This window comes from Streptomyces sp. JLBG701, from assembly GCF_058544905.1.
Map to the genome: position 1 here is coordinate 6,264,828 of NZ_CM178588.1, position 16,926 is coordinate 6,281,753.

16 protein-coding genes and 1 pseudogene are annotated in these 16,926 nt (G+C 65.0%); 6 read left to right on the forward strand and 11 right to left on the reverse strand.

Annotation, left to right across the window (positions count from 1 at the left end; all coding sequences use genetic code 11):
* Window positions 1-91: 91 nt before the first annotated feature.
* From AC5DRG_RS29010 to AC5DRG_RS29025, 4 genes and pseudogenes are all read left to right on the forward strand, one after another.
* Window positions 92-499 carry an ATP-binding protein gene (locus AC5DRG_RS29010; protein WP_491813188.1) on the forward strand — a complete coding sequence of 136 codons (408 nt, stop codon included), beginning with the start codon at window positions 92-94 and terminating at the stop codon, window positions 497-499.
* On the forward strand, window positions 493-816 hold the full coding sequence (locus AC5DRG_RS29015) for a hypothetical protein (RefSeq protein ID WP_491802387.1): 324 nt from the start codon (window positions 493-495) through the stop codon (window positions 814-816). The genes AC5DRG_RS29010 and AC5DRG_RS29015 overlap by 7 nt, the downstream gene beginning before the upstream one ends.
* Before the next feature lie 180 nt (window positions 817-996).
* Window positions 997-1,131, forward strand: coding sequence for a hypothetical protein (locus tag AC5DRG_RS29020; RefSeq protein ID WP_281250185.1), 135 nt, complete (start codon window positions 997-999; stop codon window positions 1,129-1,131).
* Window positions 1,132-1,256: 125 nt separating this feature from the next.
* Window positions 1,257-1,445, forward strand: a pseudogene (locus AC5DRG_RS29025) (NUDIX domain-containing protein); the annotation flags it as partial.
* Between the two features lie 62 nt (window positions 1,446-1,507).
* Here AC5DRG_RS29025 and AC5DRG_RS29030 read toward each other — a convergent pair.
* The gene (locus tag AC5DRG_RS29030; protein WP_491802388.1) at window positions 1,508-2,563 is read right to left on the reverse strand and encodes a LuxR C-terminal-related transcriptional regulator; all 1,056 of its coding nucleotides are present in this window, start codon (window positions 2,561-2,563) and stop codon (window positions 1,508-1,510) included.
* Between the two features lie 116 nt (window positions 2,564-2,679).
* Here AC5DRG_RS29030 and AC5DRG_RS29035 point away from each other — a divergent pair, with 116 nt between their 5' ends.
* Window positions 2,680-2,985, forward strand: a complete 306-nt coding sequence (locus AC5DRG_RS29035) for a hypothetical protein (protein ID WP_491802389.1) — start codon at window positions 2,680-2,682, stop codon at window positions 2,983-2,985.
* Window positions 2,986-3,353: 368 nt separating this feature from the next.
* Window positions 3,354-4,370, forward strand: coding sequence for a ParB/RepB/Spo0J family partition protein (locus AC5DRG_RS29040; protein WP_491802390.1), 1,017 nt, complete (start codon window positions 3,354-3,356; stop codon window positions 4,368-4,370).
* A gap of 133 nt (window positions 4,371-4,503) precedes the next feature.
* Here AC5DRG_RS29040 and metG read toward each other — a convergent pair whose 3' ends face one another.
* From metG to AC5DRG_RS29090, 10 genes are all read right to left on the reverse strand, one after another.
* A complete protein-coding gene (gene metG, locus AC5DRG_RS29045) occupies window positions 4,504-6,120 on the reverse strand; it encodes a methionine--tRNA ligase (protein ID WP_491802391.1) in 1,617 nt (538 codons plus the stop codon).
* 199 nt (window positions 6,121-6,319) lie between these two features.
* The gene (locus tag AC5DRG_RS29050) at window positions 6,320-7,135 is read right to left on the reverse strand and encodes a phytanoyl-CoA dioxygenase family protein (protein ID WP_491802392.1); all 816 of its coding nucleotides are present in this window, start codon (window positions 7,133-7,135) and stop codon (window positions 6,320-6,322) included.
* 71 nt (window positions 7,136-7,206) lie between these two features.
* Window positions 7,207-8,445, reverse strand: coding sequence for an MDR family MFS transporter (locus AC5DRG_RS29055; protein WP_491802393.1), 1,239 nt, complete (start codon window positions 8,443-8,445; stop codon window positions 7,207-7,209).
* Window positions 8,446-8,462: 17 nt separating this feature from the next.
* Window positions 8,463-9,392 (reverse strand): phytanoyl-CoA dioxygenase family protein, encoded by a 930-nt coding sequence (locus AC5DRG_RS29060; protein ID WP_491802394.1) that lies wholly within the window; start codon window positions 9,390-9,392, stop codon window positions 8,463-8,465.
* Between the two features lie 26 nt (window positions 9,393-9,418).
* Window positions 9,419-10,402, reverse strand: coding sequence for an aldo/keto reductase (locus AC5DRG_RS29065; RefSeq protein WP_491802395.1), 984 nt, complete (start codon window positions 10,400-10,402; stop codon window positions 9,419-9,421).
* Window positions 10,402-11,016 carry a hypothetical protein gene (locus AC5DRG_RS29070; protein ID WP_491802396.1) on the reverse strand — a complete coding sequence of 205 codons (615 nt, stop codon included), beginning with the start codon at window positions 11,014-11,016 and terminating at the stop codon, window positions 10,402-10,404. Before AC5DRG_RS29070 ends, AC5DRG_RS29065 begins: the two co-directional genes overlap by 1 nt.
* On the reverse strand, window positions 11,013-12,662 hold the full coding sequence (locus AC5DRG_RS29075) for a B12-binding domain-containing radical SAM protein (protein WP_491802397.1): 1,650 nt from the start codon (window positions 12,660-12,662) through the stop codon (window positions 11,013-11,015). Before AC5DRG_RS29075 ends, AC5DRG_RS29070 begins: the two co-directional genes overlap by 4 nt.
* A 10-nt stretch (window positions 12,663-12,672) precedes the next feature.
* Window positions 12,673-14,853 (reverse strand): radical SAM protein, encoded by a 2,181-nt coding sequence (locus AC5DRG_RS29080; protein WP_491802398.1) that lies wholly within the window; start codon window positions 14,851-14,853, stop codon window positions 12,673-12,675.
* A gap of 180 nt (window positions 14,854-15,033) precedes the next feature.
* Window positions 15,034-15,228 carry a hypothetical protein gene (locus tag AC5DRG_RS29085; protein WP_351587934.1) on the reverse strand — a complete coding sequence of 65 codons (195 nt, stop codon included), beginning with the start codon at window positions 15,226-15,228 and terminating at the stop codon, window positions 15,034-15,036.
* Window positions 15,229-15,410: 182 nt separating this feature from the next.
* The gene (locus AC5DRG_RS29090; protein ID WP_491802399.1) at window positions 15,411-16,553 is read right to left on the reverse strand and encodes a GNAT family N-acetyltransferase; all 1,143 of its coding nucleotides are present in this window, start codon (window positions 16,551-16,553) and stop codon (window positions 15,411-15,413) included.
* Window positions 16,554-16,926 lie beyond the last annotated feature (373 nt).

Genomic DNA, 16,926 nt, shown 5'->3' on the forward strand with positions numbered 1-16,926 from the left:
CAGGCTCCCCTCGGCGGCAGTGGAGGAGTCCCGCTCATCCCCCATTGCGAGCGGAACATCCCAGCCCCGAGGAGACGACCCCGTGAGCGTCATGACCAGACCCACCGCAGTCGGACCGCCCGGCTACACCGAAACCCTCCCCTGCGAGCCCGAGACGGCCCGCCGTGCCCGTCGCCTTGTCTCGGTCGCGCTGAACACCTGGGGCATAGCCGAGTTGGTGGATGCGGGCACACTGATCGTCTCCGAGCTGGTGGGTAACGCGGTCCGTCATACCTCGTGCCGTCTGGTCCGGGTATCCGTCCGGCGAGTCACGGACGATCTCGTACGGATCGGCGTCACCGACAGATCCCACGCCCTGCCGAGAATGGATCTGGTTGCCGATGGCGATGAGACCGGACGCGGCCTGGTACTGGTCGACGCGCTCTCGTACCGATGGGGCTACGACGAAATGCGCTGGGGCAAGACCGTCTGGGCGGAGTTGGCGGTCTCGCAGTGCTGACCGTACGGCTGCTGCCCGAAGACGAACTGGCGGGCGTCGCCGATCCGGAGCGGTGCGTCGAGCTGGCCGTACCTCGCCGCGCCGAGGGCGCGATCACCGTCCGCGCCCTGCGGATGACGCCCGCCGACCTCGTACGGCTCCGCATAGAAACCGATCTGGCCCTGGCGGACATGCGCACCGAAGCCATGCACGCCGAGACCACCTGGCGCCAACGACTCGCGCAGTGGCACGCGGATGGGCGAGCCGCCGTCGGGGCCTATGAGCTGGATACGGCCTTGCTCTCCCGTGTCCTGCAGAGCCTGCGGGCCTCCTTGTAGCACCTACAGACTCCGCCCGGTGTACCGAAGGGAACCCCGGGCGGAACAGCGCGCGCTTGTGTCCGCCCCAGGCGGACCGGAGCCGCTCCAGATCCGCGCTGCCAGTAACCGGCACAGCGGATCCGTTCAGACCTCTCGCTCCGTCTGAGCGGGAGGAAGCCCAGAGAACAGGAGTGCACGATGCCCGAGAACACCGTCATCCAACCCGTTGAGGACGGGCTGATCGTCTCCCGGAAGTCCATCGCCGCCGCCCGCTCCCGTGCCGAGCAGCCGTCCGACGGCGGCTCGACCGGCGTCTCCGACTCCAACGACTGAGCGGAGCCGACACAAGTGACTGCCGTCTGCGCCCAGGTACTCCAGGCCGCCGATCGCACGCCGTTCTACAAGGAGCTGGCGGGCCAGGTGAAGGAGTACCTGGACGCGACATACGAAAGCACGAGGTGAGAGCGGCTCAGCGGCCAACCGACGACCAGCCCAAAGCTCTCCCGCCCGCCCTCGAATCCATGACCCTATTGGTCGCCGCCGTTATCGTCCATGTCCAGGCCACCAACCGCGTCGTCCTCCTCCAGCGCAGCCAGAACGCCAAGTTCGCCCAGGGCATATGGGACCCCTGTCGTCCAGTAAACGAACGGCATTTTGGCACCGTCCAACCGGGCACAATGAGCAGTTGAGCAGCTGGCCTACGGGCGCGTCAGTCGGGCTCCGAGGGCAAGTACCCACGCTGCACAGCATGGGCACCAGCCTGGAAGCGGCTTCGTGCACCGAGGTGCCTGAGGAGGTCTGCGGCGATTCTGCGCACTGTGCGCGCCGAGACGCCAAGGCTGTTGGCTATCGATTCATCGGTGCTTCCTTGGGCCATCAAACGCAGCACCTCGCCCTGCTGCATCGTGAGTCCACCCGGAGCCAGCCTGGGAGGAGCGCCCAACGGCGCGGCGGACTGCCATATCGTCTCGAATAGTGCGCACATCAGGGTGACTGTTCCGGGGTTCTCGATGAGAACGGCTCCTGTCCCCGTGCTCTGGCTGTCGGCCGCGACAAGCACAATCCGCCGGTCGACGATGATGACTCGGTTGGGCAACGTAGGTGTGATGCGGATCTGCGCACCGAGGCCCTGGAGCCACTCCGCATGTTCCAAGGTCGGGGGATCACGTCGAATGCTGTCGAGGTAGACCGTTCTCATCCTGACCCCTCGCTCAAGCAGTCGACGGTTGAGCGGCCGGGAAGCGGCCATGTTGGCAGCCGTCTGAGCTCCGCCCGGCGCAAGGGTCAAGAACTCGTCCCGGACCTTGCTGTTGAGCATTTCAAGATGCTCCCTGATGGCATCTATGCCCTCAACGTACTGGATGCCGGCACCAGCACCTGCGGCGTACTCCTGCCCGTACTTGGCGACAGCCTCCGCGATCACGGCCCTACTCGCCTCGACCTTTTGCTGCTGCGCCGCCAGGTCAGCTTGCTGCCGCGCGAGCAGGGCCTCCAGCCCCAGGAGTGGATTGACTGCACGCACCTGGGTCTGGTCCTCTGTCGAAGGACGAACGAGCGCGAACTCGCTCAGGCGATTGAGCGCGTCGCGCACGGCGGACTCGGGCAGGTCCACACGCGCTGCCCAGTCGGCGACACCCTCTTGCGGATACGTCAACATGACTCGGTACACCGCCTCGGCGGCCGAATCAATCCCAAGTCGGCCCAGCATCAGATCCCCCGATACCCCGTTCCACCCATCTTGAGCAGCCGAGGAAACGATATCCAATATTTCTTTTGTGCGAGCAATCCCCCGAGGAATTTTCGGCAATAGATTTCACGGTTACCGCATCTCAAGCATCCCCAAATAAACCACATTCTCATTTATTGCCCACTACACTCTTGATGAGTAAAATGGCCTATCTCGTGCACATTCATCTGACCCCGCGCGGCCTCGGCGTAGTCCTGCCCGCGCATACGGCTTCAGCAATCGCCAGCGCCGCGAACCATCCCGGGGTCCTGCATGTGGTCGCCCACCCCTTGGCCCAGCCGCACCCCGTCATTGGGCTCTACATCCGGGAGGCAACGCTCGATCGGGCCGAGGCGTCCGCACGGCAGGTGTGGCAGCACGTTATTGCTGCTCAACCATGGCTGGACTACTGGCAGTTGGCCCGGGCCGAGGTGCCGCTCATTGATCATCTCGATGAATAGGTCCGCCCTACGACTCACTGTCCTGAGGCGGACATGACCGCTTTGCTCGGCCCGGACCCCCTTCTCTCTCCCGCTGACCAGCAGCAAGACTTCAGTCACCGGCCGGCCTCGTCAAACGACAATCCACGCCTTCGGGGAGAGACGATGATGCGTTACATCAAGCTTCTGGGAGCAGCGCTGGCCGTCGCAGCGGTTCTCGGACTGAGCGGGACGAACCTGCCTGGCATCTCGGGCCCAGCACCTTCATCGCTTTCGATCCAGGCGGACTCGGGGTGGCAGGCCATCAGCACCTCTGTTTCCCCCAACAGTGACTCGGGGTGGCAGTAGAGGGTCGGGACTGGTCATCGATGCATCTTCGAGGGTCTGCCATGACAGCATCATCCACGAAGTGGGACTCCGACTACCTGCTCAGGCTCCGGGATCAACTGCACGAGGCGCCCGTGGAGACCGTCGCACTGCGAGCACTGAGGATCGCCGAATCGCCTCGCAGCACCATCGAAAATCCTGACCACACCCGCACGCTCGCTGAACTCGACGGGCCGTTGCCGCCCATCCTCGTGCATCGCGACTCGATGACGGTCATCGACGGGATTCACCGCCTCCGGGCCGCACAGCTGCAGGGGCGGACCCACATCGGTGTCCGATACTTCGAAGGCAACGCAGGAGATGGTCGGCTTCTGGCAGTGGCCTTGAACATCGCCCACGGCCTGCCGTTGTCACTCGAAGAACGCACCGCAGCGGCACAACGCGTCCTCACACTTCACCCAGAGTGGTCCGACAGGTCAGTCGCGTCCATAGCAGGTCTGGCACCGAAGAAGGCCGCAGACATCCGCCGCAGCATCCTCGGCGACACGGTGGCTGGCGATAAACGAGTGGGCCGTGACGGCCGCGCCCGTCCGCTGGACCCCTCTCAGGGGCGGGCGCTAGCAGCAATGCTGTTGAAGGTGAACCCCACCGCCTCCTTGCGGCAGATAGCAAAGGATGCCGGCATTTCTCCCACCACCGTGGCCGACGTACGAGACCGCATTGCACGCGGGGAGAGCCCGACGCTGCCCGAAGCACTCCCCCAACAGAAGAGCCCTGTGCGAGGACACCCACCGCGCCAGGCTCCAACTACCTCTTCTCCCTCGTCCGACGTCCCTGTCGCGGAACTCACCGAGATCTTGCAGCTGTTGCGACGGGACCCTTCCCTGCGTCTCAACGATGTTGGGCGGTCCATTCTCCGACTGCTCGACGCCAGTGCCGCGTTCGCCAGGAACAGGGACAGCATCGCCGCCAGCCTGCCCCCGCACTGTACGAATGCCATGGCAAAGCTGGCACGAGGCTACGCACACAGCTGGCAACTCCTCGCAGAGCAGCTGCGCGACCTCAGCGACGGCCCGTAAGAGAAAACAGCCTCGGCGCCAAGGGCGGACGACCTATCCGAGAGGCGGCCGGTTGCCGGCATCGTCATCCGTTGCCGGCAACCGCAAGGCCAAAGGGTGTCCACCGCCGAACGGTGGCTGACACCGGCCCACCTCACGCCTCTGTCTTCTCCTCCAGTCGCGGGAAGAGGACCGCGCCCTTCTTGACGGTGGCGCCCGCGGGGAGCTTGCCCCACCTGGGCTCCTCCTGGACCTTCTGGTCCGCTAGAGCGCCCAAGGACGCCTCAGCGCCCAGGGAGTCCCACAGCTTTTGTGAGGTCTCCGGCATGATGGGGTTCAGCAGGATGGCAACAGCCCGCAGCGACTCCGCCGCCGTGTAGAGGATCGTGGCCAGGCGGGCTCGGGCGTCCTCGGAGTCGTCCTTGGCCACCTTCCACGGCTGCTGCTCCGTGAGGTAGCCATTGACCTGCTTGATGAAGTCGAAGACGGCCAGGATGCCGCCCTGAAAGTCCAGCTCGTCACCGATCCGCCGGTCAGCCTCCGCCACCGCCGTACCCAGGCCGTCTTGGATCGCCTTCTCAGCCTCGCCGTCCGCCGTGGCCTCGGGCAAGGTACCGCCGAAGTACTTGCCGACCATCGCCGCCACGCGTGAGGCGAGGTTGCCGTAATCGTTGGCCAGTTCACTGGTGTAGCGGGCGGTGAAGTCCTCCCAGGAGAACGATCCGTCCTGGCCGAAGGCGATCGCGCGCAGGAAGTACCAGCGGTAAGCGTCCACGCCGAAGTGTGAGGTCAGGTCCTGCGGCTTGATGCCGGTGAGATTGGACTTCGACATCTTCTCGCCGCCAACCATCAGCCAGCCGTTGGCGGCGACCTTGCGCGGCAGCGGAAGGCCCTGAGCCATCAGCATCGCCGGCCAGATCACCGCGTGGAAGCGGAGGATGTCTTTGCCAACCAGGTGAACGTCGGCCGGAAAGGTCCTCTCGAACTTCTGCAAGTTCTCGTTGTAGCCGGCCGCCGTCGCGTAGTTCAGCAATGCGTCGACCCACACGTAGATCACGTGCTTGGGGTCCCACGGGATCGGGATGCCCCAGTCGAACGTCGAGCGGGAGATGGACAGGTCCTGCAGCCCCTGGCGGACGAAGTTCACGACCTCGTTGCGCGCCGACTCGGGCTGGATGAAGTCCGGGTTGGCCTCGTAGTGAGCGAGCAGCTTGTCGCCGTACTCGCTCAGCCTGAAGAAGTAGTTCTCCTCGCTGAGGATCTCCACCGGCTTCTTGTGGATCGAACAAACCTTCTGCCCCGCGTACTCGCCCTCGCCGTCGAGTAGCTCACCGGGGAGTTTGTACTCCTCGCAGCCCACGCAGTATGGGCCCTCGTAGCCGCCCTTGTAGATCTCACCCTTGTCGTACAGATCCTGCACGAACTCCTGGACGCGGTCTGTGTGCCGCTTCTGCGTGGTGCGGATGAAGTCGTCGTTCGCGATATCCAGATGCTCCCAGAGCGGCTTCCACGACTCCTCCACGAGCCTGTCGCACCACTCCTGTGGGGAGACTCCGTTCGCCTCGGCCGTACGCATGATCTTCTGGCCGTGCTCGTCCGTCCCCGTGAGGAACCACACGTGCTCGCCCCGCTGTCGATGCCAGCGGGTGAGCACGTCGGCCGCGACCGTGGTGTACGCGTGGCCCAGGTGAGGGGCGTCGTTGACGTAATAAATGGGCGTACTGACGTAGAACGCCTTCGCCCCGGCAGACTCGGGTTCCATGGGATTCATGACTGACAAGCCTAGTCGGGCCGTGTGACCACTGGACCGTGCGAACAGGCGTGCGCGGCAACGCCGTTGGACACCGTCGGATCCACGCCGAGGGTTTCCGGCCCGTGGCCCGACACAGACGTCGTCGGGCCACCCGGCTCATACGCTGCCCTGCGTGACAGGGAGGAGCGCGTCTCCCCGGCGTGGCGTCGTTTTCCGGTCACGGCCAATACCCGCGGTAGGAGCTTCCGCGGACCACCCTGCGACGCCTGCCCTCGGCGAGGGGGCCAGCCCGGTGGATGGTGTCGGTGTCGAACACGAGCAGCGATCCGGCGGGCGCCTGGAACGTGATGGAGCGGGACAACAGGAACGACTTGTACTGCCCGTAGAGCGTGTGAATCAGCTCTTCGGAGTACTGGTTGAAGACATCAAAACGGATCTTCTTGAAGTCGTCGGACCTCAGCCACTCGCTCTCCCGTATACGGCTGGTAGCCGGCGCGGTGCGGGGAATCGCTTGGAACGGCCCATTCTCGCGATCCACGTCGTCCAGGTAGATCAGGAACTTGAGTGAGCCCACCTCGTCGAAGTGATACGAGATGATCTCTTCGTCCGGCTTGAAGTCGTCCGTCAAGATGAGGTGCCGGTTCAGAGTGCATGGCACACCGAGATAGGAAGCCGCTACGGAAGCCATCCAGTCCTGAGTGAACACCTCGTGTGTACGTGGAAGTGCGTTCTTGAGCTCGTCACCATGGTTGTATTTGAGGTGCAGGCCCGTTCGGGTCTGCCCGTAGTGGTGGGAGATGTCCTTCCCCTCGGGCGTGAGCTGCTCAAGATCCCGGCCTTCGGCTGCGGCGAACACGCCCTCGAACTCGCCCTGAAGGGCGGCAAGTTCATCGCCCTTCAGCCAACCGGGCACGAGGGACACCCCGAACTCTTTGACCTTTTCCGTGACCTCCTGCGCGAAGTTGTCGCCCTGGCCATCCACGGTCAAGGCAGATATTCCGACACGCCCGGAAAGCAAGTCTCCGACAATCATGCGATCACCTTTCCATATTCACATTCCCCGCGGGGGGGGCCGGCCATCCACCTCTGAGCGGTGCTTGGAATTTATTGATCACGAACGTGACGTGTGGCCTTGGCGAGTGCCACCGCCCCCGGCCAAGCCGCAGCACCCAACGCGAGGCAGAGCCACCAGACGAGTGACGGGTTGATGTGGTACAGGGTGACCCCGACCGGCGCCACGACACCCGCGGCACCGATGGAGGCACCGAACGCCCCCATGTAGCCTCCGCGGCTCTCCGGAGGCGCCAGCTCCGCCACCAGCGAGGGCAGCAGCGCGGCCACCGTGATCTCACCGAAGCTCCAGACGACAACGGTGGCCATGAGAAGCGGTAGCGTGTCCGCCCACCCCGTCGCCCACAAGCCGGCACCTATGCACACAGCCCCCGCGCCCAGGCCGTGCCACTTGGGGACGCGTGTAAGCCACGGACCCACGAGAGGCTGCACCACCGCGACGAACACGCCGTTGACGGCCATCATCGCGCCGTAGTCGCGCGCCGTCAGCCCGGAGTTCAGCACGTCCACGGGAACGGCGTAGGAGGTCTGGAAGTAGGTGAAGAACACGGCCAGGGTCAGCAGGCATACACCGACGAGGGCTCCGTTCCACCGACGATCCGCCGAGGGTTTCTGGGAATCAGCCTGCGCCTTCCTGGCGAACGAACGCGGCAATCTGATCCACACGAGCGTCGCGAAGACCAGCGAGCTGGTCGCATCGAGGACGAACAACAGCGTCCAACTGCGCGTGGCGAACCAGCCGGCGCCCAGGGCTGCGACCGGAGCGGCGAGGTTCAGTGCCCAGTGCAACAGGCCGAAGGCTCGCGCTTGGTCTTTCTCTGATACTACGTCGGCGACCATGGCCTGGGCCGCCGGGCGGAAGATGTCGCCGACCAGGCCCAGCGCGAAGACCGCCACGCCGATGAGGACGGCTCCTCGGGCCAGGGCAATCAGCAGTTGACAAGCCGCCGCCGCGACAAGCCCGACGACCATGGTCTGGTGGCGCCCCATCCGGTCGGCCAGCACGCCGCCCAATGGACTGCTCAGCATGACGCCGACGCCGTAGCCCACAAGGATCGTGGTGGCTGTGCTCGATGGAAGTCCGTGATGCCCGGTGAGATAGATGGCGAGAAAGGGCGCTACGAACGTACCGGCCCGATTGACCAGCGTGCCGACCCAGAGGACGCCGAACCCGCGGGGCAATCCCCCGAACCGGGAGGACCACAGCCTCGCGGTCCAGGAGCCTCCCGTGGCCGTGGGCCTCTCTTGGTGCTTTTCGGTGGGATGCGGCATGTGCGGTGTGCCCTTCCTCAGGAGCTCAGCGCGTCGCGCCACGGGACGGTGTCCAGTCCTGGATAGCGGCTGCTCAATCCGGCCAGGACGTCCTCGTCGTAGGCGTCGTGCCCAGGTGGGGGAAAGCCGAAGAATTCGAGTTCTCGCGGTGTGGACGCCGCGGCGAAGCGCTGCCAGTCCGAAGCCATGGCGACGCGCTGGAAGCTCTGTAAGCCGAGCCAGTCGGTGCCGGCCACCTTGTAGGAGAGGTTCATCCAGATACGTGCCCCCTCAGACTCGGTCAGCTCGACCGCCCGGTGCCATATGTCCGGCGCATAGACGAGGAGGCTGCCCGCGGGCCCGGGAAAGGAGACCTCCGCCCGATACAACTCCGGGTGCGTTCCCCGCCAGACGTGATACGGCACCGGCGACATCTCTTGGGTCAGGGATCGCGGTACGAGCCGAGTGGGCGCGCACCCCTCCGTCACATCCGTCAGGTACAGGAACATCTCGACCTGCTGAGGACGGGACTTCCGCTTAGGAACCAGCAGGGTGTGCGAAGAGTAGTCAAGGTGCAAAGGCTGTTCGTAATCCCTCGCGCCGGTGTACTTCGCCCAGAGCTGGGCTTGGTAGATGCGCAGATCATCGGTACCAAGGAGAGCGGCCGCCACCTCCGTGATCCGGGGGTGGACGGTCAGCCGGTTGAGCGCCTGCCCGGTCCAGGGGAAGTCGATCTGCCCTGCGAACTGCGAGGGGTTCTGCGTGAACAGCGTTCGCTTCCCCCGCTGCCCGTCGGGAAGCCGCTGCGGGGCATGGGGATAGGCATCCGCTTGCCCCTCCGCGTACTCGGCGCCCAACGGGTAGACACGCGCCAACTCCGCCAGCGCTCCCTCCAGTTCGTCCTTCCCGAGCAGTTCAGGTATGAGGAAGAACCCGTCCTCCTCCCAGCTCCGCTTGTATTCGAGCAAGGGACAAGACTCCTTCTCATCAAGGATCATCTCGGCGCGCTCCTGACGCCGGTCGGTGCGCCCCTCGCCCAGGCTCTCAGCCGGCCTCCCAGGTCGGGGTCCGACGCAATGGTCAGGGCGAGGATTGCCGCTTCCAACTGCGTGGCGTTCTTGGGGCCGATGACGGTGCGGCTGACGGACGGGATGCTCAGGCAGAACGCGACTGCCCAGGTCGCCAGTGAGACCGACCCCACCACGGTCGTAGGCCCGGACTCCGCCATCGATTGCGCCGCGTGCGCGAAGCCCCGCCCGGCGGCCCTCAAGGCTGCCTGGACGTCGGACGGTAGGCTGGCCCGCCAATCTGTTCCCGGTGTCGGCACGAAGCCTGGGCGGGCCAGGAATCCGTAAGCCAGTGGCTGCATCGCCCACACCTCCCAGCCTCGTGCGGCGAGTCGTTCGGCCGCCGGGGCCGCGACGCGATGGTTCACCGCGTTCAGCTCGATCTGGGCGACACGCGTGCACCGTGCCGGGCAGCGCTCCGCGAATTCAGCCAGAGTTTCCGGCAGGTGACTGGCGACGCCTATTGTCGCGCCGGGGAAGCAGCTCTCCAGCGACGAGACGGCCTCGGCGAGGGTGCCGTCCGTATAGGAGCGGGCATCGGGATCCTTCACCAGGATGTAGGAGGGATCAGTTGTGAGGCTGGCGCCCTGCCCGACTTCCGCGACGAGGCCGGGAAGGCTCAGATCGCTGACCGGACCACGCTCGGTGAGTGGCCGCCCGGGTTTGGCGGCGATGCGCCACCGCCGCCCTCGGGTGCACTGCCATTGACCGACCCGTCGCAGGCCCTCTCCGGCGCCGTAGGCCGGCGCCGTGTCGACGATCCTGATTCCCGCGGCCCATGCTCGGTCCATCGTCTCGTACGCCACCTCGTCGCTGACTTCGCCGTAGGAACGGCCGGGCGGGAGGCTGCCCTGGCCCGCGAGTCCCCACGTACCAAGGACGAGGCGGTCCGCCGCCGTCTGCGCCGACATCACGCCGGGAGCGCCGGCTCGGTGGCGAGCCCGGCCAGGATGTCGTCGCGGAGCCGCGCGAGTGTCCCGGCCGACGGCGGCGGCTCGGTCACCTTCGTGGGTACCGCGGGCGGGAGATGCGCGTTGATCGTGACTGTCGCGTCGGCGGGCAGCATGACGAAGTGGTAGTCCTGCCACTCGATGCCGTAGCCCGACCCCTCTTTCAGGACCTCCCTCGAGGTACAGGTGAGCTGGGGCACGTCCTGGGATCCGGCGTTGTCGAACCGCAGGTGCTGGTAGGACCCCTTGACGATGCGCGTAGCGAACGAGCGCCGGTGGTAGTGCGGGCTGAGCGTTCCACGGCGCCAGAATTCGAGGAACCGCTCGCGGCTGAACAGGTTGATCCGGACAAGACCCACACCGTCGCGTTCAGCGACGGTCAGGACCCGGGGATCGACGTCCGGCGTCTCACCGTCGTGCCGGGCCAGACGGACTAGATCCTCGGCGTTGAGCGACGCCACGTACTCCGCGGTCTCGGCTCGCCAGTCGATGTCCGCCCTCAGCGCCGTCTCCATCTGCGGCAGCAGCGGGAGACTGCTGTCGACGCGGTCGAGAAGCGTTGCGATCGCGTTCATGCTGTCGCCTCCTGGCGCTGTTCCCGGCTCATCGCGATGATGTCGTTCTGCGTGTAATAGCGGGCCGAACCTTCGGTTTTGGCCACACTCGTCAGCAGCAGCGCCTTGGCCAGCGTCATCCGGGACTGGACCTCGTCCAATCTGCAGCTGGCATCCGCGAGGGCTTCTTCCGCCGTCGGGGCGTCGGGACCAGACAGGTCCTCGACGGCCTGCTCGAACACTCGGATGAATGCCTCATTGCACAGTGTTTCGAAGCGGTCGACTGACCGGGTCACCTCGGGTCTGCGGCCCGGAACGGTCCTGCGCCACTCGTAGGTCACTGAGGACTGCAGACCAGCGATGACCTCCTGGAACGGTGCGAAGCGTGCTGCCGCCAGTTCTGCGACTCGCTTGGCGATCGCCGTATGGGGGTCCAGGTACTCGGACGAGAGCGTCGCTCCATGGTCCCGCAAGGCTCCGTCGTGTTCGATGACCCGGTTGAGCGGCGTCCCGAAGTGCGGATCCACGGCGCTGTTCACGATGACCGGCTTCAGTTCGTCGATGTTCCGGAGGAAGTCGAGGTTTGCTCGTACCTCGGCCAACGTGGTCCGGTGGTTGAACATCATGAAGCCCGGCTGGAACGACAGCCCCAGAGACTTGATGACGCGTACCGCTTCCTGGTTCTGGCGTACGGTATGGCCCTTCCCATACAGACGCAGGGTGTCGTCGTCGCCAGTCTCCAACCCGACGAAGACGTGCTTGAGCCCCCCCTGGGCCAGCGCGGTCAGCACCCGCTCGTTCACGTTCTCGGCGCGACACGACATCGCGAACCCTACGGGCAGGTTCAGCTCCGCGAGTTCCTGCCCGATCATGAAGGCACGTTCGTGTCCGGCCTCCGTGCCGCCGAAGAACTCGTCGTCGACGATGAGCAGTTCGATGAGTCCGAAGCGCTCATGGAGGTCCGCGATTTCACTCACCGTGTGCGCGACAGACCGAGCGAGCCACCCTCCGTTGGCCAGCGGCCGATCTCGTTCGAGGCCGTAGAAGCGGGGAATGCTGCAGAAGGTACAGCGCGCGTAGCAGCCCCTGCTGGTGGACACACAGACGAGCCCGTCCAGGTCGATGATCTCTCGTGTGAGATCACGAGCCGGTGGCGCCAGCGTGTCCAGGTTGTGTACCCGCCGGGCAGGCTTCCAGCGAATGTCGCCGTCCCACCGGGCATACACGCCGGGTACCGTGCGCGGATCGCCGCCGTCGGCGACCGCACGCGCATACCCGACGATGGGGCCCTCTCCCTCGCCCGCCACCACGGCGTCGACGGCGGGGTTCGCCTCCAGAACGCGACGCGGAATGAAGGACACGGCGTGTCCGCCGATGACGATATGACCGCCGTATCCAGCCTCGCGCAGCATCCGGCATACGCGGGCGGTTCTGTCAGGGAAATGGTTGAGGATTACCGTGAAGCCGACGACATCCGGCCGCTCGTCCAGGATGCGGCGTACGGTCTCCTCCTCGCTCCAGTCGTGGAGCATCCCGTCGAGCATCGTGACGTCCAGGCCGTGGTGGCGCAGCGCGCCGGCGCAGTAAGCGATGCCCAGGCACTCCACGGGCTTGCTGAACTTGTGCAGGACGTCGACCGGTGGCCGTACGAGAACCGTCTTGCCCATGGCAGCCCTCTCAGAAAACGAACTGGGTCGTGTGGCCGAGCAGGCGCACCGGGATGTTCCATGCGCGTTCGAGATCCCCCCAGTGCCTGCCGACGAGGTCCCGTCCATGGGCGTTGAATCCGGTGGCGGGCACGAGAATCAGGTCGGGTGTGCGGCCGGTGCTCTCCTGATGCCGGACGAGAGCTGCGTGGATGTCACCGACGGTGCACATGTCCATGACCCTGATGTTGCCGCCGAGGTAGTCATTGGTGGCGACGACGAAGTCGATCCCGTCTGCATGCTCCGGCACGGAGCGCTCGATGAAGGCCCGAGCGGCGGGGAGCATGAGCGAGGAAGTCACGAGCCAGTTGTGGCGGGAACCGACCTCTTCGATCTGCTGGGCGATCCCCCGAGCGTCGCCGCTACTGATTGAGGGCGCCGTCACCACGCCGTGCGGCACGATGTACTTGCCGATGTAGGGCCCGGTGTAGGGATACGCCGACGGGCGCTCCGTGTCCAACGTCAGCTCCAGTGACTGGCCCGATCGTTGAATTCGCAGCTTTACCTGCCCCTTCACCAGCATCAGAGCGCTCACTACCTCCGACCTCGTGGTGGGACGCAGGTAACCGACACCGACGATGACATCGCCGGGCCGCAGCCCGCACGCCGCCGCAGGCGAACCGGGAATGGTGCCGATGATGCGGGCCGCCAGGGGGTCGTCGTAGAAGAAGTTCTCCTCGTACGCGCTAGGAATGGCGATGATCGGCACGTGGGTCTTCTCGCGCATGGACTGGGTCCACTCGATGACGCTGCCCCACAGGACGTCCGTGTCGAAGTCCATGGGGGAGGGGTGATCACGAGTGAAGCCCGGCTCGTTCACACGGATGAAGTTGGGGTCGAGTTCCGACACGGTCTCGATCGTGCGGGTCAGGTCCTCGAGCGGGAAGTCCGGCGTCGCCACCAGGCTCACCCCGAACGGGATCTCGTGACTGCGCAGTTCCTGCAGACAGTGCAGAGCCGTCCAGGTGCGACTGGGACGCTCATTCATCACTTCCTGACGCAGTGGCTCGTCGACCGTGTTGGTCGACACCACGAAGTGGACTGGCTTGACTTCGGCCAACTGCTCGACGATCCGCGGTGTCAGCGGGTTTCCGTTCGTGGTGAAGAAGAACGGGCGGTCCGTCGTCTTCCGCAGAGTCTTCATCACCTCCGGCAACCGGGGGTCGACGAGGAACTCGTTGAGCTCCCACTGGGCTGAGAACAGCGCACGGCGTTCCTTGGGACGGTAGTAGGCCATGCGCGTGTCCAGCTCGTCGCGGGCGATGCTCTTCTTCGCCCGCGCGATGGCCAGCGTGTCCGGGTTCCCGAACAGGTAGCAGAAGGAGCACGCCACGTTGCAAACCCGCGCCAAGTGCTCATAGACCTCTGACGGATGGCCATGTGACGGCACGACCCAGTCCGACGTGCGGCGCAGGCGGAAGCCCTCTATCTCCGTGCACTCGCCCTTCTTTGAAATCCGGATCAGCGGCACGAGGAGCGACCAGTGCCTGGAGAGGACCGGAATGGTGGGCTCGGTCTGTGACACGGAGAACAGCGGCTGCCGTCGGATAGCCGCCTTGGCGTTCTCGGTACGCTCGGCCATGGGATGTGGTTGCGCCAAGGGGCGCAGCGTGAGGGGCAAGAAGCCGTACTCGGTCAGCACTGCTGCCGGGTTCACGACCTCACCGTTCTCAAGGAGGTCGACTTCGTCCAGAACGATCTCGAGCAACGACACGACGAACGAGTGGGGGCTTGACTGCTCCTCCGCCGGCGGCACCGGGTAGGAGAAGGTGAAGTCGCCGGAGAGATCGGGGGTGTGGTCCCAGGAGCCGGAAGCGGCACCGTCGACGGTGGTCCAGTCGGCGGAGAAGAGCGGAACCTTGGCGTTCTCCGGGATAGTCAGGTCCAGCAGAGCCGTCAGGGACTCGCCGATCGGATCCTCCGGCACCGGGCGCGGTCCGGTGAGCGGCACGCCTTCGCCGAGTCCGTAGTCCGGCGCCGAATGTGGGTCCCGGCATCGCAGTCGATAGGAATTCGGGTGCAGCGACTCGCCCCGGTGGTCCTGCAGAGTCGCACCACACAATACGAGGTCGAGAATCGAGCCGATATACCGGTGAAAGGCTTCTCGGGCCCTCGGAAGCCGAACCGCCGGATCGGTTTTCAAGAGTGCCACGGGCGTCAGGTCTCCTCTATAGCGGCAAATCCATCGTGCTGGGGGCAGGGCTGGAAGTCCGTGCCTCACTGGTCTGATTCGTTCGGGTGCATTAGTGGCAGCCACCGCGGAGACACAGGAGATCGCGCCTCCGCGGCGGCAGGATGCATCAGCGGTCCGCTAAGAGACCTAGACGCCCCTTCAGACCATGTTGAGCGTGGAGATGTCCGCGGAAAGCGACCGCGTCAGCGCCTCCGCGCGCTCGAGAAGGTCTTCCCGGGTCCAGCCCTGAGCAGCGATGAGCTCCTCGGCCTTGGCCTCGTCGCTCAGCGCTTCCATGAGCTCCTCGACAGGAATGTCGAGCTTTTCTTCAAGGACCGCGACGGTGGGAGACATTAACCCTCCATTCGTTCGGCGAATACTTACCTTGCGCGATCACATTGACACAGATCGAGAAATTCGAGCAAGAGTGTCCAACTGATTACCAGGGGCATGGTGCCCCAGAAGAGGAATACGGACACCCAGGGAGCCGATACCGCACCCTGGGCGTGTCTACCGATTCATCTCCAACCACAGGGTCACGTCATGGAACTCCAAGTCTTTTCGAGACCTGCCAGTCTTTTGCGACTCTCCCGCTCCGCCACCACGGCTGCCTCGGAAAACTCTTCGCGCCACGACTCGGGAACTCGTATGTAATTGGTACGGGCCTCTAGGGCGCACCCACGCCCGACCTTCGCCTCGTAGGTCAGAGGGCCGTACTCGATACGTTTCGCTCTCACACGCTGGGCGTAAGCGATCATCTCGTAGAAGATCATGAAGAAGTATGCGGAATTTTTTTCCGCATACTCTGAGAAACCCGACATTTTGACATGCAGCTCACCGCCGTACTCGTAGCAGATGGTGAATGCCTCGGGAACCCCGTCTCGTTCCGCCACAGCCATGCGCGCCCATTGCCCCATATGGTGTGCGCTACGCCGTATTAGTCCCACGAGCCACTCGGCGGAGAAGTCATGGCCGTAACGCCGCAACTGGCGCAGATGGAGGGACGCATGGGGTAGGTCGAATTCGTCGAGCCCCGTCTCGCGGACCGTCAGGCCGGCTTGCTCGAAGGAAGCTATCTCACGCATCACCCGTGCTCTGCGCACCCGACCGCGCCGGTGAAACCGCGCGACATAGTCCTCAAGGCTGTCGCCCTCGACGGTCATCACTGCCTGGGCGAAGCTCGGCACTGCCAGGTACCCGTGATCGCCGAGGAGGGCCGCGGCAGGGTGGCCATCGGGCACGTTCAGCACGCCCGTCGAGGGGCAGGACCAGTCACGCGCTGTCTCTTCGAGGGCGGCCAAGAACGGGTTCCAGTCCGGCACCGCGTCTCCCCCGAGGAGCCCTGGAAGGTACGAGCCAGGCAGGGAGGCCGCCGCGAGCGGGAACACATCTCCGGTAGCCGCAGTCAGCGCGTTTTGATTGATGGTGGCCACCTCGTCGCCGGCCGGGTGAAACAGGCACCACAGAGGGTCACCTCCGAGGAAGCCGCCCGCGGCGATCTTTCTCACCACCATGGAACCGGGCACATCACTCCCCAGGATGTACCGCAGAGTGCTCGGATCGGCGCCACTTTCGTTGCACACGAGCCACTCGGCCGTGGCATAGAGGCTGGTGGGCCGCGAGGCCCGGACCCAGGTCTCCTCGATTCCGATGAGCGTACTGCTGGTCGTCACAAGCACGGCCGGACCTCCCGGTCGAAGGCACAGTCAGACTTGTCCTGCATCCGCAAAAATCCGGTAGCGGCGCACTCCGTAGAACCCTCGAGCAGGGAATCAAATGGCATGGCAGAAACAGAGATCCGACCTGAATGGGGCGCTGATATGCGTTGGCGGACTGTAGACCTTCCCTGACGTGTCCAACAATGTTGAGGAGACAAGCCGCGACAGTACGAAGAGACGTCGCTCCACCGCCGCGCAGGGGATGCCGCCAAGCTTCTTTGGACTCTCGGTCAAGCCGTCCACCACCTTGAACTGCTTGCTTGAAGGTGGCGCGTATGAAGTTTTGATGCATGTTCAACTGCCCACCGTGAGCAGTTGGACGACTCCCCCCCAC